Here is a 25,302-nt window from a genome sequence, read left to right as displayed (position 1 = left end):
CTACGGTTCGCCGGACGTCTCGCGTTCGTTGCGCCACGCGGTGGAGACGCGGCCGGCGACCGAGCCGACCTTCGCGCCGACCTCGTCGACCAGCTTGCGGGCGCCGGCGGCGTAGCCCGCCGCGGCATCGCCCACATCCTCGGTGTAGGACGTCTCGTCGTCGGTCGACGGGGTGCGCAAGTCGCCGTCGAGAAGGGCCTGGTAGTCGCCGCCGTCGATCCAGTCGCGGAGTTCGGCCACGCGAACCACCGAGAACGGGTGCGTCGCCCCGAGGGCGGCGAGCACCTTGTAGATGCCGGCAAGCGTGTCCTTGTCGTCTCGGTACTCGTCGCTCTGGGCGATGAACGCCTCGAGATCGAGCTCCTCGCCCCGGGTGCCGCCGGCGATGCGCATCAGGGCACCCATGACGATCTCCGGGTCCTGTGTGGCGAGCAGGGCGGCCCGGTCGCACGACAGCTCGGCGCGGCGCGACCACTCGAGCAGGCCGTAGAGCACCGGTCTGACCGCCACGCCCGCCAGCGGGTAGCGGGTCAGTGCGAAGCGCATGAGGATGAACAGCATCGTCCGGTAGACGGCGTGGCCGCTCATGATGTGGGCGACTTCGTGGGCGATGACCGCCTCGACCTGGTCGCGGTCGAGAATCTCGAGCGTCGACGAGTTGAGGACGATGAACGGGTGGTCGAACCCGACCGCTCCGGCATTGACGAGCGGGGTCTGCGACACGTAGAGCTCGGGGATCTCGTGGAGATCGAACGTGTCGCACACTCGCAGGAGACGCTCGTGGATCCATGGATACTGGGACTCGCCGACCTTGACGGCGTTGGCCTTGAAGCTCAGCCGGATCGACTTCTCACCGAACATCCCGACGAGCTTGCGCAACACCAGATCGAAACCGGGGATGCGTCGGAGCGCATTGAGCGCGGCGCGGTCGGTCGGGTGTTCCCAACTGGTCGGGCTGATGTCGGGAAACCGGAGGCGGTCGGTCATGGCGTCGACCCTACGACCTCCGGCCGGTTGTGTCGGGTCTGCTCAGAGGCCGGTCGTGGCAGTGATGGAGACGTCGTAGATCGCACCGTCGCCGGCGAATCGCATCGTCGTCGTGATCGGGTCGACCGTGTTCCACCACACGCCACCGGTTGCGCCGGCGGGCAGCGCCGACACCAGACTGTTCTCGATCAGCTGTCCGAGAGGCCCGTAGGCGGCGACCCAGACGGTGAAGCCGATGTCGATCGGGTCGTCGGGGTTCCCGAGCGATCCGAGGAACAACAGGATCGAGTCCCACACGCCGGGCGTCACGGCCGCTTCGACGTTGGCGGCGGCGGCCGAGAGCGCGTCGGCGACGGCTTGCGGGTCGGTGAGCTGCGCGATCGTCAATGGTTCGACCTGGCTGACGAGTTCGGCCTCGAGCGCGGCTTCCACATCGTTCATGAGGTTGTTGATCGTTCCCCACGGGGTGAGGTCGCTCTCCATCACCACCATCACCGTGCCCACCAGTTCGGGCACGACGCCCTTCGTGAGCAGGTCCTCGAAGGTCGAGTTCTGTACGTTCTCGAAGGTGACGGCACCCATCGCCGAGGGAATGGCCAGAACCGCACCGTCGTCGGCGCCGCTGGCGAGCTCGGTGAGATTGCCGATGAACTCCGCCGAGGCGGATCCGGGCGTGCCCGGGATGACCCGCCACTTGATGACTGCGACATAGGGTTCGTCACCGTTTTCGAAGAAGCCGTCCTCCTGCGCCTGGACAACGGTCAACGACGTCGCCCCGACGTCGACCGTGCACGCCGCCGCCAGCACGGCGAGGAGCAGCAGGAGAGGAATCGAAACTGACCGTGTGAGGTTGCGCATGTGACCATGATCACACCCGCAAGCGCGAGGGGCAAACGGCGTTCAGTCGGCGACGGGCGGAGCGAGAAGGCGATAGACGCGGGCGAGGAATGCGGCCATCTGTTCGCGGTCGACCACCTCGGCGGGGGAGTAGGTCGACCGGCTCGTCCCCGTGGTGATCCCGAGCTGATGGATCCGGGCGATGTCGTCGTAGGCGAACGAGCTGGGGGCGACGTCGTCGAAGGGATAGATCGGCCCGTCCGGGAACGGATCGGGGTCGGGGTTCGGTGGACTGGCGGCCACCGGCGGATCGAGCAACTCGTGGAGGCGGTTCAAGAACGCGGCCATCTGTTCCCGGCTGACCTCGTCGTCGGGGGAGTAGGTGGCATGGCCGGTCCCGGTCGTGATGCCCAGCTCGAAGATCAGGTGGATGTCGTCGTAGGCGAACGAGTCGGGATCGACGTCGTCGAACGGATACTCGCCCTCGGGGACCGGTGTCTCGGGCGCGAGCAGTCGCCAGATGCGGGCCAGGAATGCGGCCATCTGCTCGCGGTCGACCGATTCGTGGGGGGAGTAGCTCGACGTTCCGGTTCCCTGGGTGATCGCGAGCTCGTACAAGAGGGCGATGTCGTCGTAGGCGAACGATTCGGTGTCGACATCGGTGAACGGATGTGGCGGAGTGAACGTCTCGCCCTCACAGTTGGTCGACACGAAGGCGGCGGAGGGGGTCCGCGGGCTTGCTGTTGCCACATAGTCGACACCGCTGATCCGAACCGGGATCTGGGTGCTGAGTTGGTAGGCGCGGGCGTTCTCCACTCCGGTGCTGTCCCAGTAGGCGAGGTGCAGGTGGGCGAGCTTCTCGGCCGTGCTGCTCACGATGTTGCCGCTGTTGCCCAACAGGCCGAGCAGTTGTCCCGTCGTCACGACGTCGCCCACCTCGACGGCGATCGAGTTCTCGACCAGGTGCACATAGACCGCGGTGACGTCGCCGTAGTCGACCTCGGCGTAGGTGCCTGCGCCGCTGTTCCAGCCATCCTGGGCGACATGAACGACCACACCATCGCCCTGGGCGAGGATGGGTTGGCCGAGATCGTGGAGCGGGTCGGGCCAGACCAGGCTCGTCCGGTTCAGGTCGAGCGTGAGATCTCCCTGACCGTGCCCGGAGTAGGTGGTTCCCTGCCATTCGGTTCCGCAGGCGAACGGGGCCAACAGGACCTGCTCGGGCGCCGCCTCGGCGCCGGATGCGGGAACGACGGCAGAGAACGACACAGCGAGGGTGATCGCCGAGGCGATCACCGTTCGGCATTTCAGATGCGAAAGCGACATTGGAAGGTCCTCCCGCCCGCGGCGAGTCCGACTGTAACCGGTTCGTAATCTCTTCGGCTGTCGCGGCCTCGACCTGAAGCGGTCGATGGGGCTTCCGTGAGGGTGCCCCACTCATGGGCATAACTTTACATAACGATGATTTCCGGCGGCCCATGGTGATTGTGGGCATGAGCTGCGCTAGAACCGCGGCATGGCTCAGGACCGCTACACGATCATCTCGGCCGACTGTCACGCCGGCGCCGACATCCCGGACTACAAGGCGTACCTGCCGAGTCGCCACCATGACGACTTCGAGGCTTGGGCCGCGGCCTACGTCAACCCGTTCTCGGATCTCACTGATCCGACCCGGGTGCGCAACTGGGACAACGAGTACCGCCAACGCGAGCTCGAGGCCGACCTGCAGTCGGCGGAGATCGTCTTCCCCAACACGGTGCCGCCCTTCTTCCCCACGGGCCAGCTGGTCGTGCGGCCGCCGGCGAGCGGGCTCGAACACGAGCAGCGTCAGGCCGGGTTGACCGCGCACAACCGATGGCTGGCCGACTGGTGTGCGCAGCTGCCGGGCCGGCGGGGCGGGCTCGCCCAGATTTTCCCCAACGACGTGGAGGCCGCGGTCGCCGAGATCCACTGGGCCAAGGAACACGGTCTGAAGGGCATCCTCTTCTCGGCCATCCCGCCCGACGCCGGGGTACCGGCCCTGTGGGACCCGATCTACGACCCGGTCTGGGCGGCCGCCCAGGAGACGGGGCTACCGATCAACCAGCACGGCGGCGCCGGCATCCCCGACATCGAGGGCGCCCCGGGCCGCAACATGCTCATGCTCATGGAAGTGCCCTTTTTCGCCAACCGGAGCCTGTGGCACCTGATCATCGGTGGCGTCTTCGAGCGGTTCCCCGGCCTCAAGTTCGTCATGACCGAGCAGGCCGTCGGCTGGGTCCCCGACGTCCTGGCCCGCATGGACGTCTACTGGGGCCTCTTCCGGGACAACGGACGGGTGGGCGAGATGCCCGCACCCGCCGACCTCCTCCCCCACGCCCCGTCGACCTACTTCCACCGCAACTGCTGGATGGGCGCGAGCATGCCGTCGCCAGACGAAGCCGATGCCATCCTGTGCCTCGGCGTCGACCGGGTCATGTGGGGCAGCGACTACCCCCACAAGGAGGGCACCTACCCGTACACGCTCGAATCGCTGCAACACACGTTCCACGACTGGTCCGAGGCCGACCTGCGCAAGGTGCTCGGCCAGACGGCCGCCGAGGTCTACGACCTCGACATCGCCGCGCTCGAGCCCCTCGGTATCGGCCCGACGGTGGCGCAGGTCGCCACTCCCCTGGCCGAGAAGCCCACCGACACCTACAGCATGGCCTTCTCCCCCCGTCACCTCTGAGGGGTCGGCGAGGTCGGTCAGTCGAGGTCGGGCAACGAGCCGAAGCGCAGATCGAACCCGTCGTCACCGCGCTCGTCGTCGGCCGGTATCTCGATGTCGACCGACGTCTTCGACGGTTCGAGGATCTCCCCCACCGCGATCATCGCCGCGCCGAGCGCGAACGACGCTGAGGAACCCTTGATCCTGCGGTACGTGAAGGGCAGCGGCCGGTCGACATCGTCCACCCCCTCCCGCGGCTCACCGGTGTTCATGCGGTCGAGTCTGCCACCGTGGGAGAGGTCGGGGGCGGTCAGGGCCTCGCCAGGACGAATCGCCCTCATGACGAGCCGAGACGGACACGTGTCCAGCGACACCCGGGAAATCCCGCCGACGTCGTGGCAGAGTGGGGAACATCCGCCCATCACGAGACGAGGCACCCTATGCGTGAATACGACCAGATCTACATCGACGGGGCGTGGGTCGCCTCCGAGGGTTCCGGCACGATCGACGTGATCAACGCCGCGACCGAACAGGTCATGGGCCGCATTCCCAACGGCACCGCGGCCGACGTCGACAAGGCGGTCGCCGCGGCCAAGGCCGCCTTCCCGGCCTGGAGCCAGACCGACGTCGAGGAGCGCCAGAAGTACCTGCGCCGCCTCCACGAGGGGCTCGCCGCCCGCAGCGGTGAGATCGCCGAGGTCATCGCCGGAGAGGTCGGGATGCCGATCACCTGGGCCGGGATGATCCAGGCCGGTCTCCCCATGATGAACATGGAGAGCTACGCCAACCTCCTCGGCGAGATCCAGTGGGAGGAGACGATCGGCAACAGCCTCGTCGTCAAGGAGCCGGTGGGCGTCGTCGGCTGCATCACGCCGTGGAACTACCCACTCCACCAGATCGTCTGCAAGATCGGCGGCGCGTTCGCCGCCGGCTGCACCGTCGTGCTCAAGCCCACCGAGGTCGCGCCGCTCAACGCCTACATCCTCGCCGAGATCATCCACGACGTCGGCCTGCCCGCCGGCGTGTTCAACATGGTGATGGGTACCGGGCCCGAAGTCGGCGAGCGCATCGCCGCCCACCCCGACATCGACATGGTGTCGTTCACGGGGTCGACCCGGGCCGGCAAGCGGGTGGCCGAGGTCGCGGCGGGCACCGTCAAGCGGGTCGCCCTCGAGCTCGGCGGCAAGTCGGCCAACATCATCCTCGACGATGTCGAGGACTACGCGGCGGCCATCGGTGGTGGGGTCTTCGCCGCCTACCTCAACAACGGTCAGACCTGCACCGCCCACACCCGGATGCTGCTCCCCCGTTCGCGCTACGACGAAGGCGTCGCCATCGCCGCCGCGGCCGCGTCGGCGATGGAGGTCAAGTCGCCCACCGAGGAGGGCATGCACCTCGGTCCGCTCATCTCGCAGGCCCAGTGGGACCGTGTGCAGGGCTACATCCAGAAGGGCATCGACGAGGGGGCCCGCGTCGTCGCCGGGGGCCTGGGCAAGCCCGAAGGGCTCGAGACGGGCTACTACGTCAAGCCGACGGTGTTCGCCGACGTCGACAACTCCATGACCATCGCCCAGGAGGAGATCTTCGGCCCCGTGCTGTCGATCATCGCCTACGACGATGACGACGATGCCGTGGCCATCGCCAACGACAGCCTCTACGGACTCGCCGGTGGCGTGTGGGGCTCCGACGAGCGGGCCATGAAGGTCGCCCGCCGCATGCGGACCGGAGCGGTCGACATCAACGGTGGCAGTTTCAACATCCAGGCGCCCTTCGGTGGCTACAAGCAGTCGGGCTACGGCCGCGAGAACGGACCGTACGGCATCGAGGAGTTCCTCCAGACCAAGGCGCTCCAGCTCTGAAATCTGGGTGAACGCACCCCGGGGAGTCGCCTCGGGGTGCGCACGCCGATACCGTTGCGCTCCGTGGCACGCAGGCTGGACATCGAACTCACCTCAACTCGCGACGACGGCACCTGGACATGGCGTGCCGCCGGGGCGAAGAAGCCGAAGGGCGTGCTCGACGGATCGTTGATCCCGAGTGGCGTCGGCGTCGGCGACGTCGTGAAGGTCGAGGCCGAGGCATACCTCGAAGGCCTCGAGATCACCACCGTCTTCCCGCCGAAGGGCGCCCGCAAGGAGCCCGAGAAGATCGAACTCCTCGGCTCGGGTCGCGACGAACCGCTCGTGACCCAGGTTCTGGCGCCGAAGGGTCGCGGACGAGGCCGCGACGGCGACGGAGGCGGTCGTGGTCGCGACGGTGATCGCGGACGTGGTCGGGGCCGTGACGGTGGCCGTGGTGGTCGCGAGGGTGGTCGCGAGGGTGGTCGCGAGGGCGGTCGCGAGGGCGGTCGTGGCAATCGCAACGAGCGCGGTGAGCGGGGCCAGGGCGCCCGTGGCGAGCGACGAGAGCGCCCGCAGGCGCCGGCCCGCCCGAAGGCACCGCGCCTGCGTCCGGGGCGTACCCACCGCCAAGCGGCGCTCAAGGCGCTTCCCGAGCTCCAGCATCCCCTCGCCGAGGAAGTGCTGAAGGGCGGCGTGCCCGGCGTGCGTCAGGCCGTCGACCGGATGAACGAGAAGGCGGCGGCCGAAGGCATGCCGAAGATCAAGAGCGAGCCGTTGGTGGCACTGGCCGAGAAGCTGGCCCCCTCGCTGAAAGCCGCCGAGTGGCGCGATCGGGCCGAGGCCGCCCTTGCCGGCATCACCGAGATCGACATCAAGGACATTCGTAGTGTCGTGGTCGCCGCCGACACCGGCGCCCGCGACGAGGAGTCCCGCGCCCTGGCCGATCAGTTGCGCGACGGTCTCACGGCTCGCGTCGATGCCGAGCACCGCAAGTGGCTCGACGAGCTGGCCGAGAACATCCAGGAGGGCCGCACCGTCCGTGCGTTGCGCCACAGCTCGCGGCCCCCCAAGGCCGGCGCTCCCCTTCCGGTCGACATGGCTGAGCGGCTCGCTGCCGCGGCGTCGGCCTCGCTGACCAGCGAGATCACCCAGGATCGCTGGGCCACGGTGCTCGATGCCATCGCGTTCTCGCCGGTGAAGGGCCAGGTCGTTCCCGAGGGAGTTCCGGCCACGCCGAACGACCAACTCCTGTCTGCGGTGCGCAAGCACGCGAGCAAGGTGCCGGCGATCGCCGCCCTGTTCGGAATCGAAGCTCCTGCGCCGCGCAAGAAGGGCCGCAAGCCCACTCCCCCGCCGCCGCCCGTGCCGGCTCCCGCCGCCCAGACACCCGCAGTACCGGTCGAGACGCCTGCGGCACCGGTCGAGACTCCCGTCGAGGCCGCTGCGCCGATCGAGGTTGACGAGCCGATCGAGGCAGTCGAGCCGATCGAGGCTGTCGAGACGGCCGGGGACGGGACCGAAGAAGAGTGATCACCTTCGAGGTCGACGGCCATGTGGCCGTCATCACCCTCGACCGTGTGGAGGCCCGCAACGCGATCAACGCGGCGATGGCCGAGGCGATCGAGGGTGCGGTCGATCGACTCGAAGACGATGATGATCTCTGGGTCGGCATCTTGACCCACAACGGGCCCGTGTTCTGTGCCGGCGCCGATCTCAAGGAGATCGCAGCCGGCAATGTCGGCGCATTGGCCACGAAGCGGGGCGGATTCGCAGGGATCGTGGCCCGTGAACGCACCAAGCCGCTGATCGCGGCGGTCGACGGCCACGCGGTTGCCGGTGGCACCGAGATCGCCCTGGCGTGCGACCTCCGCGTCGCCTCGCACACGTCGAAGTTCGGTATCCCCGAGGTGAAGCGGTCGCTCGTCGCCGCCGCAGGTGGCCTCGTTCGTCTGCCTCGGGTGCTCCCGCCCGCCATCGCGATGGAGCTGGCGGTCACCGGCGACACGCTCGACGCGACGCGGGCCCACCACTTCGGCATGATCAACGATCTGTGTGAACCCGGCCGATCCGTCGAAGCGGCGAAGGCGCTGGCTGCCCGCATCACCGCCAATGCGCCGCTCGCGGTCCGGATGAGCCGTCAGTTGATCCTCGATGCCCCGGGGCAGACCGACCGCGAAGGCATGAGGGCCGCCGGTCAGGCCATGGTGGCCCTCAGCGCGACGGCGGACTATGCCGAAGGTCCGAGAGCCTTCATCGAGAAGCGGGCACCCAACTGGACGGGCCGCTGACCTACAGCGCTCGGTGGACGCGCAGCGCGCGCGCCACCAGGCCGAAGGTCTCGAAGAAGTTCTTGGTCGCCCGGTCGCCGGGCAGGGCGACCGAGTCGATACCGACACAGTCGTGGTCGCGGCACCAGTCGGTGGTGCGTTCCATGAGCGCCTCGCCGACGCCGACGCCGCGAGCGTCGGGCATCACATAGAGGTCGGTCAGGTGCCCGATGAGTCGGCCGTCGTGCAGTCGTTGGATCGTCACGACGGCATAGCCGACGACGACTCCATCGATGGTCCCCACGAGGATCGACGCGTCGTCGCCGGCGAGAAGCTCCGCAAGGGCCGCATCGACCGGTTCCGGGCGGGCCTCCCACTGGCTCCAGATCTCCCCTCCTCGGTGGGGACGGAGCTCGGCGGTACCGGCCCGGCTCAACGCGGTGACGACGTCGAGGTCGTCGGCGCCGGCCGTTCGCGCCGCGATCTCCATTCGGATCAGCCCTGGAGCTGACGAATACGGTTGATCACCGTGGCCCGGCTGCGATGGGCCTGCTCGTAGCGCAGGACGGTGTCGAGGTCGTCGCCGCTCAGCGGCGACAGGAACGGCAGCAGCTGCGGAGCGGTGAGGTCGTCGTAGCCGTCGATCGGCAGACCGTCGATCTCCTCGGTCAGATCGAGGACTTCCTCGTCGGTGATCGGAGGATCGCCGGCGTCGCCGGCCAGCACCGTTCCGACGACCTCGATGACCTGATCGATCACCTTGCGCGCCTCACCCTGGCCGCGCTGCCCGGCAACCTTGCCGGCGAGGCGGGTGAGCGCCACTTGGCCGCGACCGCGGTCGGCCAGCTTCGGGATCAGCTCGCGGGCCTCGAGCGCGAGACCGATCGGCGCATAGACCAACAGGTCGAGCACCTGATCCGCGAGACGATCGTCGTCGCTCACGGAACCTCGACCGGCCCGCCGCAGTGCGGGCACTCGTTGTCGACGACGGCGCGGCTGTTGACGAGCAGGAAGCAGTGGGGGCAGGAGAACTCGTTCTCCTGGCGGGCCAGGATCGGCTCGGCATCTCCCGCTGGGGTCGGCGCGACCTTGGCCGGCTTGTTGTCGTCCTCGTCGTCGTCTTCTTCTTCGTCATCGCCGGCCGCGATGCGGTCCTTCAGGATCGCATCGAGATCGGCTTCGACATCGTCGTCGTCTTCCTCGTCGTCGTCATCGCTCGCCGGTCGCGTCGGCGTGACGACGTCGTCGTCGTCTTCGTCGTCGTCGTCCACGACGTCGTCGTCGGTGACTGCGAACTCGTCGTCGATGTCGGCGTCGTCGAGTTCCTCGTCATCGATGTCGATGTCGATCTCGTCGTCGTCGAGGTCCGCTTCTTCGATCTCGTCTTCTGGGGGATCTTCGTCAGCCATGGTTCCTGCGCCTCAGATGTTGCGGCGGATCATAGACACTGCGGCGGCTACCGCAACGTCGACGCCCGAATTGTTGCAATCAACCCCGGGATCATGCCTGGTTCAGCCCCGTTGGCGGCGGATTTCCTCGATCGCGTCGGCATATCCGCCTCCGGTCGAGTTGATGCCGTTGGCCTGGACGCTGCCCAGACCTTGCCGCCAGGCGGCCACTGCTTCGCGTTCGCTGTCGGTGCGATCCAGCAGGTAGCGAAGGAAGCGGGCACCCATCTGGACGCCGTTGTCGGCGTCGAGGGGATCCATGTCGCGACCGAGCAGGCCACCTTCGATCAGCTCGATTGTCGCCGGGCTGAGCTGCATGATGCCTTGATGCCCGCTGGGCCCCACGGCGCCGGGGGTCCAGTCCGACTCCTTCCACGCGATCGCCTCGAGGAGATCCTGGGGGACGTTGTAGACGCCTGCCCAGCGGGCGAAGATCGGTGCCAGAAGCACCTCGTCGGCGGGACGGGCGTTCGTCGGTGTCGATGGCGGCGTCGGCGCCGGCGCCGACACGGGGGCCGGCGTCGTGGGAGCCGGTGCGCCGATCGTCAGCACCATGCCGACCACGATCAGATCGGGGTTCGCGATGCCGTTGTCGGCGGCGAGCACCCCTGTCTTCACGTTGTAGGCGGCGGCGATGGTACCGAGGGTGTCACCCGCGACGACGGTGTGGGTGCGGGCGGGCGCGGGCGTCGTGGTCGTCGGTGCTGCCGTGGTGAGCGCCAGTCGCTGACCCACGTAGATCCGGTCGGGGTTCGCGAGCTGGTTCGCGGCGATCAGCCGGGCGATCGACGTGCCGAACCGCGCCGCGATGGCCGACAGGGTGTCGCCGGCCGTGACGACGTGGGTGCCCGCGCCCGTGCCGGATGTGGCGGGCGTCGACGAGCCCTCGGGAGCCGAGACGATGAGGGTCTCCCCGGCGACGATGCGATCGGGGTCGTCGATGTCGTTCCAGTCCATCAGGTCCGAGACGGTCACGTCGTGACGTTCGGCGATCTCCGAGAGGGTGTCGCCGGGGCTGACGGTGATCGTCGACGTGGCGAACACCGTCGCAGCGACCAGCGCGCTCATCAGCGCCAGCGGGCGCCAGATCTGGTGGTGGGGGTACACGGGGAGCCTCCTACGGCTCCGCCCGCGTGCGGGGAAAGAATATCAGCCCAGATCGCGACTGCGGCGACGCTCTTCGGCGCGGCGCTCGGAATCGAGCCGACCGAGGGCCGGCTCGCCGGAGTGGTCGACGAAGCGCATCGCCTCGGCGAGGGCCCGATGGCCTGCAGTTTCAGCGATTGCCGTGTGCATGCGCTGGCACACACGGCGATAGGCCTCGTGGCCCTGGGGTGTGGTGCGCAACTCCAGCATGTGCATTGCTTCTCGGGCATTGAACTGCATCGAGTAGCGCACCCGGTAGGCCAACGAGACCGCGTAGGCCGCCTGGTCGGGGTGTTGCGCGAGCAGCGCGTCGTGCAGCGACGCAGAGCGCTCCATCGCGCCCCGGAACTCGTCCTCGACCCCGGCGGCACGGACCGCATCGGGCAACACGTAGCCGTGGCGGGGCGACAGCGGCTGCCAGTCGATGGTGAGCATCCGGTGCCGTTGCAGGTCGCGGAAGGCGCCGTAGTCGGAGAGGACATCGAAGCGGTAGTCGGTGCGCTCGAACGCGCGGCCGGGGCGTTGGCGACGATTCTCACGGTGACCCACGTAGGCCTTGATGACGTCGAGACGGTCCTCGACCGACATCGCCCGCACCCGGGCCTCGATGGTCGTCTCCGACAACGAGGTGTGGGGATACAACATGGCCGCGACGGTCTTGATCTCGCCGTCGGGATCGAAGTCGACGAGCTCGACGACATCGTCGTCGACCGCTCCCCCGGTCTCGTCGCCGAACAGATTGTCGACGACTGCATCCATGGAGTCCCGGACGTCGGCGAGGTACGCGCTGGTGCGACCGCCCCGATCGGGAAGGTCGACTCGCTTCAGGAACGAGGGCACGACCTTGCGGAGTTCGGTGAGCATCATGTCGGCGTAGGCGCGGCTCTCGGGCAGCGGGTGCGAACGCATCCGCAGGAGCAGCGCCTCGTAGGCCTGGCCGGTGCCGTAGATCCCGAGATTGGACAGCGACGATGCCGGCAACATGCCGCGGATGGCGTCGAGCGCGCGTGCCTTGATGGCGGTGCGGTACGCGAAGTCGCTGTCGGCGGGGTCCTTGGGCGTGGTGGCCTTGAAGAACTCCTGCATCTGCGGAACGAGACTCGAATAGGCGTCGAAGATGCGGTCCATGTCGGCGATGTAGCGGGTACCGAGGGAGTTGCCGAGGATGTCGGGGTCGCGGTAGTAGCGATAGCGCCCGCCCAGTCGTTGGTCGTAGGCGATGTAGCGGGTGCTCTGTTCGAGATAGGCCATGAGCCGACCCCACTCGAGCACCTTGGTGAGCACGTTGCTGGCCTGTTCACAGGCGAGGTGGACGCCGCCGAGTTGAGCCACGCTGTCGTCGCCGTACTCGAAGAAGACCTTGTCGTAGAGTTCTTCGGCCCGGCGCAGGCCGACGGTCGCGTCGATGGTCTGGTCGCCCTCGATGTCGAGGTCGCCCACGAATTCCTGGAGGAACAGCCGGCGGAGGCTCAGCGGCGAACGGGAGTAGCGGGCGAACAGCGCGCCCTTCACGACCTCGGGCAGATTGACCAGAGCGAAGACCGGCTGGTCGAGGTTCGTGAAGTAGCGGCGGAGGATGTCGGCCTCTTCGGCGGTGAACTCCTCGGCGATGTAGACCGTCATCGGTCCGTGAGCCTATTGGTTCTCTGGGAAGGCGTCGCGGACCGATTGCAGGGATTCGCCGTCGGCCCAGAGGTCGACGATCGTGAGGGCCATCGAGAGGGCCCCGTCGATCACGGCACGGTCGCCGGCCTCGCTGCGGGCATGGCCGGCGAAGTCGGGCGTGTGGATCGCGCAACCCTGCGGTGCGACCTTGATCATCGGATGGATCGCGGGCACGACATGGGAGACGTTTCCCATGTCGGTGCTTCCGGCGACGATCGATGTGGGGTCGGGCTCCGCCACCGCCCGACCGATCTCACCGGCATTGGCGCAATACAGGTCGAGCAGCGGGGTGTTGTCGACCATGTCGAGGAACGGCGGATCGTTCCAGTGATGTTGCATCGAACATCCGGCGGCCATCGCGCCGGCCTCGAGGCACGCCAACACACGGGCCTTGAGCGGCTCGAGTGATGCCATGTCGGTCGAGCGCACGTACCACTCGGCGGCGGCCCGCTCGGGCACGATGTTGGGCTTGTCGCCGCTCTCGGTGAACACGCCGTGGATGCGCTCGTCGGGCAGGATGTGTTGACGCAACGCCGCGATGTTGTTGTAGCCGAGCACGGCCGCGTCGAGCGCGTTGCGGCCCTTCTGGGGTGCGGCGGCGGCGTGGGCGGCCCGACCGTGGTATTCGACGTCGAGTGTGTGGATGGCGATCGTCTGCATCCAGCGCAGGTCGTGGTCGGCCGGGTGCACCATCATCGCCGCGTCGACATCGTCGAACGCGCCGCGGCGGATCATGAACTCCTTGCCCCCTCCCCCCTCTTCGGCCGGTGTGCCGAGGATGGCGAGGCGACCGCCCAGGGCCTCGGCGACGGTCGCCGCCGCGAGCCCGGCGCCGAGTCCGGCGGCGGCGATGATGTTGTGGCCGCACGCGTGACCGATACCGGGCAGGGCGTCGTATTCGCAGCAGACGGCGATGGTCGAACCGGCGGTGCCGACGCGTGCATCGAAGGCGGTGGGCATGTCGTAGGCGCCCTGTTCGACCGAGAGTCCCTCGTCGGTGAGCACGCCGGTGAGTAGTTCGTGGGCGAAGTGCTCCTCGAAATTGAGCTCGGGATTCGCGTGGATCTGATGGGAGACCTCGAGCAGCGTCGGTGTCAGACGATCGATCTCGTCGCGGATCCTCTGCTTGGCCTCGATCACGTCCATGTGCGCCATGCTACCGACCCCTTCGGCGTCGGGCCCGCAGCGTCAGATCCAGATGTCGAGCGCGCTGGGTTCGACGCGGACGCTGATCGAACGGGCGGAGCCCACCGGATGCCCGTCGAGACGGATCGGAGTCGGTGACTCGAGATCGATCTGTGCGGCGTCGGTCCGCCGGACGGCGATCGCCGGATGCGGGACGTGGGTGCCGAGTGGGAGGCGGCGGCGCGCCTTCAGGCGATCGCCGAAGGACGGGTCGCCGTCGAGCAGGTCGAGCCGGCCGTCGCCGGGATGGGCCCGCGGCGCCACGTTCCACTCCCCCATGAACGCCGCGTTGGCGACGACGAGGACCCTGCCGAGCAGCCACGAGCGTCGGGCGACGAGGTGGGCCACGAACCACTGCAGCTTGCCGTCGAGGAGCACCGCACCCAGGTCGACGACGAGATGGGTGCGCCTCTCCGACGGGCGTGCGCCACCGCCCCCCAACGTGCGGGCCAGATCGCCGCCGGTCAGGAGCATGGGTGGTATGGGCGTGTTGGCCCGCCGGTGGGACGCGGCGACCTCCGCGGCGTCTCGGTCCGACGCAACGACCACGGCGTCGTCGGGAACGGGCTCGGAGCTGCCCCAGTCCTCGCCCTTGCGGATCGTCACGCGACCTCCACGGAGCCCGACAGGGCGACGACGCCTCGGTGGATGGCGTCGGCGGCGTGGCGCGCGGCCCGTGCGGTGGCGGGTTCGGGTGCGACAGCGGCGATCTGGCGTAACAGGTCGATCAACTGCTTGATGTTGCGAACGAAGTCGCCGGCCGTGAGGTCGTCATCGGTCTCGAGGAGCACGGACAGTTCTTCCCCCGCTGCCCAGGAGTGGGCGATCGGGGCGAACCCTGCTTCGGGTGGCCGGGTCTCGGGAACACCGTTGTGGCGTTCGGACGCGGCGAGTTCGCGAGCCAGCCGGTCGATGTCGCGGAACCGCTCCTTGGCCGCTTTGGACGGAAACCAGGGCTCCGGTGGCGGGGACGGACGACGGTGCTCGTACGTGAAGCACGACACCAGCGATGCAAGGGCTGCGGGGTCGAGACCGTCGAGCAGACCTTCGTTGATCGACTCGGCGATGAGCAGATCGGACTCGTGGTAGACCCGCCCCAGCATGACGCCGCGATCGGTGACCATCCACCCGTCGAGCAGACCACGGGTGCGCAGGACCTCGCAGATGGCGTCGAATCGACGAGCGACGGATCCCTGGTCGCGTCGCGCCTTTCGTTCGAGGTGGACCACTTCCTGTTCCAGCCGACTGAGCGTCGCGCGCGGGTCGTTGCGCTGCCGCACCCGTCGCTGGGCCCGCCCGCCGCTCTTGCCCCGGCTCCGGCGCAGCTTGGTCGCCACCTCCTGGCGGTAATCGATCCGCTCCGCGGCCATCGGCTGGGGCAGATCGATGTGGCCGATGGTCAGCGGGGGTTCGACCAGATCGGTCAGGTCCCAACGGAACTCGTGGGCGCTCTGGCTGACCAGGCGGATGCGGGCCCGACCCCCTTTTCGCCAAGAAACCCCGAGGACGGCCAGCCGGTCGCCGTTGTCGTCGACGACGATGTCGCCGGGCCGGAGCCGCGACACGGCATCGGCGATGGCCGTGGGATCGGCCTCTTCCGGCGTCGTTTCGGCCTCGTCGCCGAACTCGGCGGCGATCTCGGCGCGGAGGTCGTCGAGCTTCGCCCGCTCGCGCACCAGACGGGCCTCGAGCCGGGCGACGCCCGCGTCGGCCTGGTACTGGGCGAAGCTGCGGGCCAGCAGGGCCCGTGCGGCGTCGGGCTCGTGACGCTGCAGGAGGTTGACCGCCATGTTGTAGGTCGGCTGGAACGCCGAGCGCAGCTTGAAGGCCCGGCTCCCGGCGAGCGACGCCACCTGGTCGAACTGGGTGAACGGCGACCACGGCACGATCGCGTGGCCGCGCTCGTCGATCCCGCGCCGGCCCGCCCGGCCGGTGAGCTGGGTGAACTGGGCCGGTGTGAGCAGTTCGTGATGCTCGCCGGTGAACTTGGTCAGCTTGTCGATCACGACGCTGCGGGCGGGCAGGTTGACGCCGAGGGCGAGCGTCTCGGTCGCGAAGACGACCCGGACGAGGCCTTCGGCGAAGCAGACCTCGACCGCCTCCTTGAAGGCGGGGACGAGCCCGGCGTGGTGGCTCGCGATCCCCCGTTCGAGACGGTCGAGCCAGCCGGCGGTGTCGAGAAGTGCGAGATCACCGGGATCGAGTCCGGCGAGACGGTCCTGCGCGATCGCCCGGATGCGCATGGCCTCGTCGTTGTCGGTGTAGCGAACACCGGCGCGGCGCACCGTTGCCGCGGCCTCGTCGCAGCCCTTGCGGCTGAACACGAACCAGATGACCGGGAGGAGGTCCTTGTCCTCGAGCTCGTCGAGGAGCTCGAGTCGCGACGGTGCGCGCCACGGCGGTCGTTTCTGCTTGGGGTGCTGGTTGCGCCCCCGACGAAGGTCCGGGTCGAATCGATCGCCCTCCGGGTTCGGGCGCCCGTCGACCAGGGTCGGGAGGATGTGGAGACGGTCGCCCCGGCGGTCGCCGACGGCGTAGAGGTTGGTGAGCTCGACCGGTCGAGCCGTTTCGACCACGATCCCGGTCGGGCCGCGCACCGACTCCAACCAGCCCCCCACCTCGTCGCTGTTGGAGACGGTCGCCGACAGACACACGAGGGCGACGTGGGGCGGAAGGTGGAGGATGACCTCCTCCCACACCGGACCCCGGAACGAATCCTCGAGATAATGGACCTCGTCGAGCACGACGAACGCGAGCTCGTGGAGGTCGCGCCCCTCGTAGAGCATGTTGCGCAGTACCTCGGTCGTCATGACGACGACGTCGGCGTCGGGGTTGATCGCGTTGTCGCCGGTGAGCAGTCCGACCCGCGAGGTGCCGATGCGCTCGGCCAGGTCGCGATACTTCTGGTTCGAGAGCGCCTTGATCGGAGTGGTGTAGAAGGCCCGCCGGCCCTCGCTGACGGCCCGGTCGATTGCGTGTTCGGCCACGACGGTCTTGCCGCTACCGGTGGGCGCGCTCACGATCACCGACCGACCGGCGTCGAGATGCTCGATCGCTTCGATCTGGAACCGGTCGAGTCGAAAGGTGCGCTCGGCCGGGCCGGTCACGCCGCCGCGGCCGGCTTGTCGGCTCGCCTGATCCGTAGACGTCCGAACAGAATCGACAGCTCGTAGAAGACATACATCGGCACCGACAGGACTGCGAGGGTGAACGGATCGCCGCTGGGCGTGAGGACCGCCACGAGGGCGACGATGCCGACGATGGCGTACTGGCGACCCTTGCGGAGCGTCTCGTTCTTGACGAGGCCCAACATCTGCAGGAAGACCAACGCGATCGGGAACTCGAATCCGATGCCGAACGCCAGCATCATCTTCACGATGAAGCCGAAGTACTCCTCGGGGGCGAACAGTGCCTCGAAGTTCTCACCACCCTGGCTGATCAGCCAGTCGAGCGCCTTGGGAACGCTCCAGTAGGCGAGCCCGGCACCGAGGAAGAACAGCGCCACCGCCGACGCGATGAACGGCACGGCGTACTTCTTCTCATGGGTGTAGAGCCCCGGGGCGACGAAGCGCCACACCTGCCAGAGCACGACGGGCATCGCCATGATGATGCCGCTGTAGCCGGCGATGGTGAGCTTCACGTTGAAGAACTCGAGTGGTCCCCGAGCAACGACGCGACATTCCTGGTCGGTCTCCACGATGCTGCAGTACGGACGGAGCAGCTGATCGACAATCCAGTCGTAGGCGAACCAGCCGATGACGGCGCCGATCGCGATCGCCACGAACGAGATCACCAGACGTCGGCGGAGCTCGGTCAGGTGTTCGATGAGCGACATCCGCGCCTCGTTGACGGGCCGCTCCTCGGTGTCAGTCATCGGTGGGTTCCGGGTCATCGGATGAGGCGGCCTCGGGTTCCGACGGCTCGACGGGAGCGCTGAACGTCTTGTTCATCTCGTCGAACGGCTCGCTGACGGCCTTCGTCGCATTCGCGATCGAGCCGCGGACCCGGGCTTCGGCCTCGATGATGGGATCCTGCACCGCCTCGCGGAACTCCCTCTGGAATCCGGCGGAGATACGGCGGGCCTCGTTGATGAAGCGGCCGGCCTGACGGGCGGCCTCGGGCAGCTTGGTGGGGCCCAGCACGATCAACGCGACGACCATGACGAACAGGACCTCGAGGCCTCCGATGTTGGAGAACATCAGCCCAGCCTACCGACGCTGCGGTCGGCGTCGGGTTCGGCGCAGGTCGGCCCTCGCCTGCGCGGTCCGGCCGAGCTGCTGGGCGTTGGCGATCGTGGCGCTCGTGTCGCGCTCCAGCTCGTGGAGCGCGACGCTTGCGGCCCGACTGCGCCGAAGTGACAGTCGCAGCGCGGCGAGCTCGAGTTCGACCCGGTGCATCGACCAGGCGAGCACACAGAGCGTGCTGACGATGGCCACAGCCGGGGCGAGGAGGGTCCAGCTCACGAACACGACGCTACCGAGCCTCGCCGTGGTGGACAGCGATGGCGACTCAGTTGTCGAGGAGGTGGGCGAGCGCCTCGTTCCACGAGCTGGAGTCGTGGAGCTTGTCGTGGAACTCGAGCAGGTCGTCGTGGGTGATCGGTCGGCCGTGCTTGAGCTCTTCGAGTTCGGCCGGCAACGACCAGGTGTCCATCGCGACCCCGGAGGCGACGAGCAGGTCGATGGTGCGAGGCTCGGCGGCCTTCACGACCGTCATCGCGCAGGTCGGGCATCGGAAGCTGTACTCGCCGCGGTTGTCGTTGATGCAGACGCGCACGCGCACGTCGGCGGTCGTCAATTCGACGTCGCCGCAGTCTTCACAACTCGCTCGGATCGTAGCCATGGTGTGCGTCGTGCCCCGTTCGTGTACCCGTGTGCTGGGTTCCATCGGCACTCCCAGAGGCCTGGTAAAGGGCCCTCGGACCCGGTTTGTGTGATCCGTTCGGCTCAGATCGGTGTGGGAACGGCCAGGTGTGCCCGGACGCGACACAGGTGCGACGATGAGTGGATGGCGACGCGACTTCCTCCCCTGCTCGATCGAGCGATCCTGTTCGCCCACCGCGGAGCGCGGGCCAACGAACGAGAACACACCCTGGAAGCCTTCGAACTGGCGCTGCGTCTGGGCGCGACCGGGATCCAGGTCGATGCGTGGGCGACCCGCGACGGCGTGGTCGTTCTCGATCGATCGGGACTGGTTCGTCGGTTTCCGAAGCGACGGATCGCCGATGTCGACCACGCTGAGGTCGCCTCGTCGATGGTCACGATCGACGATCTGTTCGACACGGTCCACGACGTCCCTCTTCGGGTCGGCGCCGCGGACCACACGAGTGCCATGGCGGTGGTCGCGGCGGCCGAGCGGCGCGGCATCGTGGATCGCGTCTGGCTCGTCCACCCCGACCTCGACGTGCTGGCCGAATGGCGCGACGCGGCACCGCTGGTGCGATTGGTCAACCTCGCGTCCGTCGAGGCCCTTCCGATGGGGCCCGAGCGCCGTGCCGCCGAGTTGGCGGCGGCCCGGGTCGACGCGGTTGCGTTGCCCGAGGGCGACTGGTCAGGTGGCCTGGTGACGCTCTTCCACCGCTTCGACGTGCTGGCGTTCGCCGACGACGCGCACTACGAACGGCAGTTGGTCCGCCTGATCGACATGGGGATCGACGGTGTCAGCGGCGATCATGTCGATCGAATGGTCGCCGTGGCCGCCACGTTCGAGTGACCTGCGGGGTTCAGAGGAACCCGATGTCGCCGATCGGCCAGACCTTCAGGAAGGCACGGCCGACGATCGTGTCGTCGTCGATCGGGCCGAAGTAGCGCGAATCCTGGCTCGACCCGCGATTGTCGCCGAGGACGAAGATCATCCCCTCGGGGACGACGCAGGTGTCGGCGACCGCGGGGGCATTGGCGCAGCCGTTCATGACCGCGCCCGAGTTGGTGGGTACGCCGTCGATGTAGCTCTCGCTGAGCTCGCTGCCGTCGATGAAGACGCTGCCGCCGCTGAACGAGACCGTTTCCCCTGGGAGGCCGATGACGCGCTTGATGAAGTCGTCGATGTCGCCGCCGACCCCTTCGGGCTTTTCGAACACGATGACGTCGCCGCGTTGGATGTCGCCGATCTTGTAGCTCAGCTTGTTGACGAGGACGCGGTCGTCCTCGTGCAGGGTCGGCTCCATCGACGCCGACGGGATGTAGAAGGCCTGGAGCAGGAACGCCTTGATGAGCAGGGCGACGACGAGGGCGCCGATCGCGACGGCGACCCACTCCATCGAGGTGCGGATCTGGCTCTGGAGGCTGCGGGGCGGGAGCGGTTCGGGCTCGTCGCCGTCCCAGAAGTCGTCGGTCTCGGGCGGCTCGATCGGGGGTGTGCCGGCCCCCACCCGCGGTCGGGGCCCGATCGAGGCGGGTCCGGGATCGCCGGGGTTCGTGGGAGGCAGTCCGGAATCGGTCACGAAACACGAGGGTACCGGCCCGCCGGCGTGGAGCCGTCGACCCTGGTGCTCAGCTCCTGTAGCGGGCGAGGATTCTCGACGCGGCCGCGGAGGCCAGGCGGGTGTCGAGCGGTTCGTCGACACTGACGACCTCGACATCGGGCCCGAGCCGCAGCAGCAAGCGCTCGAGCCACGGGACTGCGGTAACCGCCATCACGGCCTCGACCCGGCCGTCGTCGGTCGCGGAGATCTCCTCGGTCGGGTACTGCTCGACGACCCAGTTCGCCCCGGGTTGCAGCCGGATGCGGATGCGGGGATCGTCACCGTCCGGGGAGAACGAGACTCCACCCCCTTCGAGGGGATGGGTGATGGGATCGCCGGTCGATCGAGCATCGCGGATCCGGTCGACTCGGAAGACCCGTTCGTCCTCGGCCCGATGGCAGTAGCCGTGGAGGTACCAGTTGCCGTGGTCGCTGAACACTCGGGCCGGGTCGACACGTCGTGTCGTGAGCTCGTCGCGTCCATAGGTGTAGTAGTCGAGTTCCACCTGGGTGCCGTCGCCGACCGCACGGCGCAGGGTGTGGAGAATGGCTTCGGGGGCATCGCCGAGGCGAACGTCGACCGCGCTGTCGGCGCTCTCGCCGAGCGCCATCCCGAGCTTTGCGAGCGCTCGGAGCAGCGGTGTGGTCTGCTCGTCGTCGCTGAGCGACAGGACGGTTCGGCCGGCCGTCAGCAGCCGGGCGCCTTCCTCGGGGGTGAGGCGCAGGGGTTGTGAGAACCAGTCGGCGTAGCGGATCTGTACGCGATCGTCGGTGATGTCGACCTCGATCAGCGAATCCGGGGTGAACGGGTGCACGCCGACGAAGAGGACGACCTCGGTGAGGTCGTCGACCAGCTGCTTACGGGGATAGTCGAACCGGGCCGCGATCTCGTCGAGCGGCGCGCCGTCCTGTTCGACGACCCATGGAATCACCGCCAACAGGCGGGTCATCCGGTCGCGGGCGGTGAGCTTCGCGTTCATGTCAGGGCCTCGAGCCAGCGGATCAGACCCTCGCGCAGTTCGGCCGGTTCGAGGATCTCGGCGTGATCGAGGAAGCTGAGCACGAAGGAACGGAACGCGTCCTCGTTGCGGACGGAGAGCTCGGCGACCACTCCCCCGTCGTCGAGTTCCTGCACGGTCCCGAGGAGAAGACGGGCGTGTGCGGCCTGCACGGCATCGATGTGCACGAGTGCCCGGATCGGCTCACCGTCACCGAGTTCCCAACCGCGGAGATCGCTGGGGTCGTTGACGGTGCCGATCTCCGCGGTGGCGTCGTCGCCGACCGCGACGTCCCCGGTGATGCGGTCGACGCGATAGAGGCGTTCGTCGTTGCGGGTGCGGTCGAATCCGGCGAGGTACCAGTGGCCGCGGGTGAACGAGACACGCCACGGTTCGACCGTGCGCAGCGTGTCGTTGTAGGTGAACGTGACGGCCTTGCGGTCGGCTGCGGCGGCGATCATGACGGCGAGGGCGTCGTCGAAGGGCACATAGCCGACCTCGTCGGCCGCGTCGCCGGTGCCTCCGCCGAGCTTGCGCAGCCCGGTGTCGGCTCCGTCGAGGCGGACGAGGTTGGTGGCGAGATGCAGCGCAGCGAGCTCGTCGGGTTCGAGGCGGAGCTCGGTGCCGGAGTAGTCGGCGCGGCGCATCCGGTAGCCGTCGACCGGTGGGTCGGTCCCCGGCACGGGTTCGACTGCGAGTGGCAGCCCCATCGCGCGCAGGTCGTCCTTGTCTCGCTCGAAGGTGCGGCGAAACGATGCCTTCGCCTCCGGGTAGCCGCCGATGCGATCCCGCAGTTCGTCGGCGGTCATGGGCCGATCGGCGTCGAGGAGGGCGGCGGTGAGGTTCAGAAGGCGTTCGAGCTTGTCCATCAGAGGCTGGCGATGAGCTTTTCCACGCGTTCGTCGTGGGCCTTGAACGGGTCTTTGCACAGCACAGTCCGCTGCGCCTGGTCGTTGAGCTTCAGGTGGACCCAATCGACGGTGTAGTCGCGCTTTTGTTCCTTGGCTCGCCGTATGAACTCGCCGCGGAGGCGGGCGCGGGTCGTCTCCGGAGGGTTCTCGACCGCGTGGGAGATCTCCTCATCGGTGACCATCCGTTCCACCATGCCTCGTTTTTGCATCCGGTAGAAGAGACCCCGCTCGCGGCTGACGTCGTGGTACTGCAGATCGACCAGCGCCACCTTCGCGTCGTTGAGTTCGATGCCGTGGCGTTCCCGGTAGTTCTCGATGAGCTTGTACTTGATGACCCAGTCGATCTCGCGGTCGAGTTTCAGCGGATCGTCGGCGATGGTGGTGAGGCAGTGCTCCCACATGTCGAGCGCCATCTGCTCCTGATCGGTGAGGTCGTGATGCTCGGCGAAACGGATGGCCCGATTGAGGTACTCGGTCTGGATGTCGAGCGCGGAGACCTCACGGCCGTTGGCGAGCCGGACCCGGCGGGTGCAGGTCATGTCGTGGCTGATCTCGCGGATGGCCCGGATCGGGTTCTCGAGGGTCATGTCGCGCAGGACGACCTGGGGCTCCTCGAGCATGCGCAACATGAGTGCGCAGGCGCCGACCTTGAGGAAGTTGGTGTACTCGCTCATGTTCGAGTCGCCGACGATCACATGGAGGCGTCGGTAGCGCTCGGCATCGGCATGGGGTTCGTCGCGGGTGTTGATGATCGGCCGTGACCGGGTCGTGGCCGACGAGACGCCCTCCCAGATGTGTTCGGCCCGCTGACTGACGCAGTACATGGCGCCCCGAGCCGTCTGGAGGACCTTGCCTGCGCCGGCATAGATCTGCCGGCTGACGAGGAACGGGATCAGGACCTCGCCGTAGGCGCTGAAATCGTCCTTGCGGGTGGTGCAGTAGTTCTCGTGGCAGCCGTAGCTGTTGCCGGCCGAGTCGGTGTTGTTCTTGAACAGGTAGATGTCGCCGTGGATGCCTTCGTCGCCGAGACGCTCCTCGGCGCTGGTCAGCAGCTGCTCGAGGATGCGCTCGCCGGCCTTGTCGTGGACGACCAGGTCGTGGACGGAGTCGCACTCGGGCGTGGCGTACTCGGGGTGGCTGCCGACGTCGAGATAGAGGCGGGCCCCGTTGCCCAGGAAGACGTTGCTGCTGCGACCCCACGAGACGACGCGGCGAAACAGATAGCGGGCGACTTCATCGGGGCTCAGTCGCCGTTGGCCGCGCAGGGTGCAGGTGACGCCGTATTCGTTCTCGATACCGAAGATCCGACGTTGCACGTCGACAACCTAACGGCCGACGGGTGCAGTGGGTGGATCAGGCAGCGTGGATCAGGCAGCGTGGATCAGGTGGCCAGCAGCCCGGCCAGCTCGTCGCCGTCGAGTCGGCGGAAGGCGCGGCGGCCGATACCGCGTTCGAGGATCGCGACTTCGAGATCAGACCCCTCGAGCTGTCGATCCGGTCCGCCGAGGGCCGCGACGGCCTTGACCAGGCCCTCGCCGAGGCCCGGCGGGGATTCGAGCTCGCCGAAGCGGTCGGAGATGGTCTCGGTTTCGCCGCCGAGCACGACCGACATGTCTTCGTCCATCACCGTGCCGTCGTAGAGGATGTGGAAGAGCTGGTCGCCGGAGCCGTCCTCGGCATGGCCGATCTCGGCGACGAGGATCTCGACCTCCATGGGCTTCATCTCGTGGGTGAAGACCTGGCCGAGGCTCTGGGCGTACTGGTTGGCCAGGCTGCGGGCATCGACGTCTTCGCGACTGAACGAGAATCCCTTGAGGTCGGCGTGGCGCACACCCGCGATACGGAGCTGGTCGAACTCGTTGTACTTGCCGACACCAGCGAACGCGATGCGGTCGTAGATCTCGCTGACCTTTCGCAGCGTCGACGAGGTGTTCTCGGCACAGATCGCGATGCCTCCGTCGAAGCGGAAGGCGATCAGGCTTCGGCCGCGGGCGATGCCCTTGCGGGCGTAGTCGGCCCGGTCCTTCATCACCTGTTCCGGCGCAACATAGAACGGCATGTTCATGGCGATCTCCTAGCGGTTCCGGCGACGCTCGATGAGCGCCTGGGTGCGGTCGGCCAGTTCGTCGTCGTCGAGGCGGCGATAGCCGTCGCGGGTGATGAGGGCGACGATCGGATAGATGCCCCTGACGGGATCGGGTCCCCCGGTGGCGGAATCCTGGTCGGCCGCCTCGAACAGCGCTTCCAGCGCGAGGTCGGTGACGGCGGCTGCGTCGAGCCCGTCGCGATAGCCCATGCGCAACACGGTGCCGGCGTGGAGACTGCCCGATCCGGTGCTGGCGTTCTCCGTCTCCTCGTAGCGGCCGCCGGTGACGTCGTACTCGAAGAGGCGGCCTTCGTCGCGGGCGACATCGAAACCGGCGAAGATCGGCACGACCGCGAGGCCCTGCATGGCGGCGGGCAGGTTGCCGCGGATCATCTGGCCGAGCTGGTTGGCCTTGCCCTCCAGGCTGAGCATGCCGCCTTCGACCTTCTCGTAGTGCTCGAGCTGGAGTTGGAAGAGCTTGACCATCTCGATCGCGGGGCCGGCCGCGCCGGCGATCGCCACGCCGCTGTGCCGGTCGGCCGGAAAGACCTTCTCGATGCCGCGATGGCTGATCAAGTGGCCCGACGTGGCCCGCCGGTCACCGGCGAGAAGCACGCCGTCGGCGTAGCGCACCGCGACGCAGGTGGTGCCGTGGCGGAACTCCGATGCCGGGACCGTTCCCTCGAAGGAGACGGGTTCGCCGAAGCCGGTGCGTCGGAGGAGTTCGGCGAAGTTCGGGCCCGGGTCGTCGTGGGCCCGGAACAGTGGGAGGTTCACGGG

General features: G+C 68.0%; 27 protein-coding genes. 5 read left to right on the top strand and 22 right to left on the bottom strand.

Going from position 1 to position 25,302, the window contains the following annotated elements; genetic code table 11:
• From R2707_04400 to R2707_04390, 3 genes are read right to left on the bottom strand one after another with little or no spacing between them, the layout of a single operon-like run.
• Complete coding sequence (locus R2707_04400; protein ID MEZ5244316.1) at positions 1-987, bottom strand: M48 family metallopeptidase; 987 nt, start codon at positions 985-987, stop codon at positions 1-3.
• A gap of 42 nt (positions 988-1,029) precedes the next feature.
• Positions 1,030-1,845: a hypothetical protein gene (locus R2707_04395; protein MEZ5244315.1), complete on the bottom strand. Its 816-nt coding sequence runs from the start codon at positions 1,843-1,845 to the stop codon at positions 1,030-1,032.
• A gap of 42 nt (positions 1,846-1,887) precedes the next feature.
• On the bottom strand, positions 1,888-3,150 hold the full coding sequence (locus tag R2707_04390; GenBank protein ID MEZ5244314.1) for an S-layer homology domain-containing protein: 1,263 nt from the start codon (positions 3,148-3,150) through the stop codon (positions 1,888-1,890).
• Between the two features lie 190 nt (positions 3,151-3,340).
• On the opposite strand from R2707_04390, the gene R2707_04385 reads away from it, so the two are divergent.
• On the top strand, positions 3,341-4,534 hold the full coding sequence (locus R2707_04385; protein MEZ5244313.1) for an amidohydrolase family protein: 1,194 nt from the start codon (positions 3,341-3,343) through the stop codon (positions 4,532-4,534).
• A 17-nt stretch (positions 4,535-4,551) separates the two neighbouring features.
• On the opposite strand, the gene R2707_04380 is transcribed toward R2707_04385, so the two are convergent.
• Positions 4,552-4,785 (bottom strand): hypothetical protein, encoded by a 234-nt coding sequence (locus R2707_04380; protein MEZ5244312.1) that lies wholly within the window; start codon positions 4,783-4,785, stop codon positions 4,552-4,554.
• Between the two features lie 168 nt (positions 4,786-4,953).
• On the opposite strand from R2707_04380, the gene R2707_04375 reads away from it, so the two are divergent.
• The 3 genes from R2707_04375 (at position 4,954) to R2707_04365 (ending at position 8,642) form a co-directional block, all read left to right on the top strand.
• Positions 4,954-6,372 carry an aldehyde dehydrogenase family protein gene (locus R2707_04375; protein ID MEZ5244311.1) on the top strand — a complete coding sequence of 473 codons (1,419 nt, stop codon included), beginning with the start codon at positions 4,954-4,956 and terminating at the stop codon, positions 6,370-6,372.
• 63 nt (positions 6,373-6,435) lie between these two features.
• The gene (locus R2707_04370) at positions 6,436-7,884 is read left to right on the top strand and encodes a hypothetical protein (protein ID MEZ5244310.1); all 1,449 of its coding nucleotides are present in this window, start codon (positions 6,436-6,438) and stop codon (positions 7,882-7,884) included.
• Positions 7,881-8,642 (top strand): crotonase/enoyl-CoA hydratase family protein, encoded by a 762-nt coding sequence (locus R2707_04365; protein MEZ5244309.1) that lies wholly within the window; start codon positions 7,881-7,883, stop codon positions 8,640-8,642. Before R2707_04370 ends, R2707_04365 begins: the two co-directional genes overlap by 4 nt.
• 1 nt (position 8,643) lies before the next feature.
• Here the strand turns inward: R2707_04365 and R2707_04360 are convergent, their stop codons facing one another.
• From R2707_04360 to R2707_04305, 12 genes are all read right to left on the bottom strand, one after another.
• The gene (locus R2707_04360; protein ID MEZ5244308.1) at positions 8,644-9,111 is read right to left on the bottom strand and encodes a GNAT family N-acetyltransferase; all 468 of its coding nucleotides are present in this window, start codon (positions 9,109-9,111) and stop codon (positions 8,644-8,646) included.
• A 5-nt stretch (positions 9,112-9,116) separates the two neighbouring features.
• Entirely contained in the window at positions 9,117-9,563 is a 447-nt protein-coding gene (locus R2707_04355) for a hypothetical protein (GenBank protein MEZ5244307.1), read from the bottom strand.
• On the bottom strand, positions 9,560-10,030 hold the full coding sequence (locus tag R2707_04350) for a hypothetical protein (protein MEZ5244306.1): 471 nt from the start codon (positions 10,028-10,030) through the stop codon (positions 9,560-9,562). Before R2707_04350 ends, R2707_04355 begins: the two co-directional genes overlap by 4 nt.
• 102 nt (positions 10,031-10,132) lie before the next feature.
• On the bottom strand, positions 10,133-11,176 hold the full coding sequence (locus R2707_04345) for a LysM peptidoglycan-binding domain-containing protein (protein ID MEZ5244305.1): 1,044 nt from the start codon (positions 11,174-11,176) through the stop codon (positions 10,133-10,135).
• Between the two features lie 42 nt (positions 11,177-11,218).
• A complete protein-coding gene (locus R2707_04340; GenBank protein ID MEZ5244304.1) occupies positions 11,219-12,838 on the bottom strand; it encodes an FAD-dependent thymidylate synthase in 1,620 nt (539 codons plus the stop codon).
• Positions 12,839-12,850: 12 nt separating this feature from the next.
• On the bottom strand, positions 12,851-14,026 hold the full coding sequence (locus R2707_04335; protein MEZ5244303.1) for a M20 family metallopeptidase: 1,176 nt from the start codon (positions 14,024-14,026) through the stop codon (positions 12,851-12,853).
• 42 nt (positions 14,027-14,068) lie between these two features.
• A complete protein-coding gene (locus R2707_04330) occupies positions 14,069-14,671 on the bottom strand; it encodes a hypothetical protein (protein MEZ5244302.1) in 603 nt (200 codons plus the stop codon).
• Positions 14,668-17,172, bottom strand: a complete 2,505-nt coding sequence (locus R2707_04325; GenBank protein MEZ5244301.1) for a DEAD/DEAH box helicase — start codon at positions 17,170-17,172, stop codon at positions 14,668-14,670. The genes R2707_04330 and R2707_04325 overlap by 4 nt, the downstream gene beginning before the upstream one ends.
• Positions 17,169-17,939, bottom strand: coding sequence for a twin-arginine translocase subunit TatC (gene tatC, locus R2707_04320; protein ID MEZ5244300.1), 771 nt, complete (start codon positions 17,937-17,939; stop codon positions 17,169-17,171). Before tatC ends, R2707_04325 begins: the two co-directional genes overlap by 4 nt.
• Positions 17,932-18,264, bottom strand: coding sequence for a Sec-independent protein translocase protein TatB (gene tatB, locus R2707_04315; protein ID MEZ5244299.1), 333 nt, complete (start codon positions 18,262-18,264; stop codon positions 17,932-17,934). The genes tatC and tatB overlap by 8 nt, the downstream gene beginning before the upstream one ends.
• Positions 18,265-18,273: 9 nt before the next feature.
• The gene (locus tag R2707_04310; GenBank protein ID MEZ5244298.1) at positions 18,274-18,528 is read right to left on the bottom strand and encodes a hypothetical protein; all 255 of its coding nucleotides are present in this window, start codon (positions 18,526-18,528) and stop codon (positions 18,274-18,276) included.
• A gap of 46 nt (positions 18,529-18,574) precedes the next feature.
• Entirely contained in the window at positions 18,575-18,907 is a 333-nt protein-coding gene (locus R2707_04305) for a hypothetical protein (GenBank protein ID MEZ5244297.1), read from the bottom strand.
• Between the two features lie 165 nt (positions 18,908-19,072).
• Here R2707_04305 and R2707_04300 point away from each other — a divergent pair, with 165 nt between their 5' ends.
• Positions 19,073-19,777, top strand: a complete 705-nt coding sequence (locus R2707_04300; protein MEZ5244296.1) for a glycerophosphodiester phosphodiesterase — start codon at positions 19,073-19,075, stop codon at positions 19,775-19,777.
• Between the two features lie 10 nt (positions 19,778-19,787).
• On the opposite strand, the gene lepB is transcribed toward R2707_04300, so the two are convergent.
• The 6 genes from lepB to prcB form a co-directional block, all read right to left on the bottom strand.
• Positions 19,788-20,507: a signal peptidase I gene (lepB, locus tag R2707_04295; protein MEZ5244295.1), complete on the bottom strand. Its 720-nt coding sequence runs from the start codon at positions 20,505-20,507 to the stop codon at positions 19,788-19,790.
• Positions 20,508-20,556: 49 nt separating this feature from the next.
• Positions 20,557-21,507, bottom strand: a complete 951-nt coding sequence (locus R2707_04290; GenBank protein ID MEZ5244294.1) for a WYL domain-containing protein — start codon at positions 21,505-21,507, stop codon at positions 20,557-20,559.
• Complete coding sequence (locus R2707_04285; protein ID MEZ5244293.1) at positions 21,504-22,394, bottom strand: WYL domain-containing protein; 891 nt, start codon at positions 22,392-22,394, stop codon at positions 21,504-21,506. Before R2707_04285 ends, R2707_04290 begins: the two co-directional genes overlap by 4 nt.
• Positions 22,394-23,752, bottom strand: a complete 1,359-nt coding sequence (pafA, locus tag R2707_04280; GenBank protein MEZ5244292.1) for a Pup--protein ligase — start codon at positions 23,750-23,752, stop codon at positions 22,394-22,396. The genes R2707_04285 and pafA overlap by 1 nt, the downstream gene beginning before the upstream one ends.
• Before the next feature lie 65 nt (positions 23,753-23,817).
• The gene (prcA, locus tag R2707_04275; GenBank protein MEZ5244291.1) at positions 23,818-24,501 is read right to left on the bottom strand and encodes a proteasome subunit alpha; all 684 of its coding nucleotides are present in this window, start codon (positions 24,499-24,501) and stop codon (positions 23,818-23,820) included.
• A gap of 9 nt (positions 24,502-24,510) precedes the next feature.
• Entirely contained in the window at positions 24,511-25,299 is a 789-nt protein-coding gene (prcB, locus tag R2707_04270; GenBank protein MEZ5244290.1) for a proteasome subunit beta, read from the bottom strand.
• Positions 25,300-25,302 lie beyond the last annotated feature (3 nt).

It is taken from the genome of Acidimicrobiales bacterium (genome assembly GCA_041394245.1).
Taxonomy (GTDB): Bacteria; Actinomycetota; Acidimicrobiia; order Acidimicrobiales; family Aldehydirespiratoraceae; genus JAJRXC01.
Note: the sequence above shows the minus strand (reverse complement) of the source record. Positions and strands in the feature narration are given on the sequence as shown.

Coding starts and splice junctions, on each gene's coding strand:
- R2707_04400 (MEZ5244316.1), bottom strand. CDS start 987: ATGACCGACCGCCTCCGGTTTCCCGACATCAGCCCGACCAGTTGGGAA.
- R2707_04395 (MEZ5244315.1), bottom strand. CDS start 1,845: ATGCGCAACCTCACACGGTCAGTTTCGATTCCTCTCCTGCTGCTCCTC.
- R2707_04390 (MEZ5244314.1), bottom strand. CDS start 3,150: ATGTCGCTTTCGCATCTGAAATGCCGAACGGTGATCGCCTCGGCGATC.
- R2707_04385 (MEZ5244313.1), top strand. CDS start 3,341: ATGGCTCAGGACCGCTACACGATCATCTCGGCCGACTGTCACGCCGGC.
- R2707_04380 (MEZ5244312.1), bottom strand. CDS start 4,785: ATGAACACCGGTGAGCCGCGGGAGGGGGTGGACGATGTCGACCGGCCG.
- R2707_04375 (MEZ5244311.1), top strand. CDS start 4,954: ATGCGTGAATACGACCAGATCTACATCGACGGGGCGTGGGTCGCCTCC.
- R2707_04360 (MEZ5244308.1), bottom strand. CDS start 9,111: ATGGAGATCGCGGCGCGAACGGCCGGCGCCGACGACCTCGACGTCGTC.
- R2707_04350 (MEZ5244306.1), bottom strand. CDS start 10,030: ATGGCTGACGAAGATCCCCCAGAAGACGAGATCGAAGAAGCGGACCTC.
- R2707_04340 (MEZ5244304.1), bottom strand. CDS start 12,838: ATGACGGTCTACATCGCCGAGGAGTTCACCGCCGAAGAGGCCGACATC.
- R2707_04335 (MEZ5244303.1), bottom strand. CDS start 14,026: ATGGACGTGATCGAGGCCAAGCAGAGGATCCGCGACGAGATCGATCGT.
- tatC (MEZ5244300.1), bottom strand. CDS start 17,939: ATGACTGACACCGAGGAGCGGCCCGTCAACGAGGCGCGGATGTCGCTC.
- tatB (MEZ5244299.1), bottom strand. CDS start 18,264: ATGTTCTCCAACATCGGAGGCCTCGAGGTCCTGTTCGTCATGGTCGTC.
- R2707_04305 (MEZ5244297.1), bottom strand. CDS start 18,907: ATGGCTACGATCCGAGCGAGTTGTGAAGACTGCGGCGACGTCGAATTG.
- R2707_04300 (MEZ5244296.1), top strand. CDS start 19,073: ATGGCGACGCGACTTCCTCCCCTGCTCGATCGAGCGATCCTGTTCGCC.
- R2707_04290 (MEZ5244294.1), bottom strand. CDS start 21,507: ATGAACGCGAAGCTCACCGCCCGCGACCGGATGACCCGCCTGTTGGCG.
- R2707_04285 (MEZ5244293.1), bottom strand. CDS start 22,394: ATGGACAAGCTCGAACGCCTTCTGAACCTCACCGCCGCCCTCCTCGAC.
- prcA (MEZ5244291.1), bottom strand. CDS start 24,501: ATGAACATGCCGTTCTATGTTGCGCCGGAACAGGTGATGAAGGACCGG.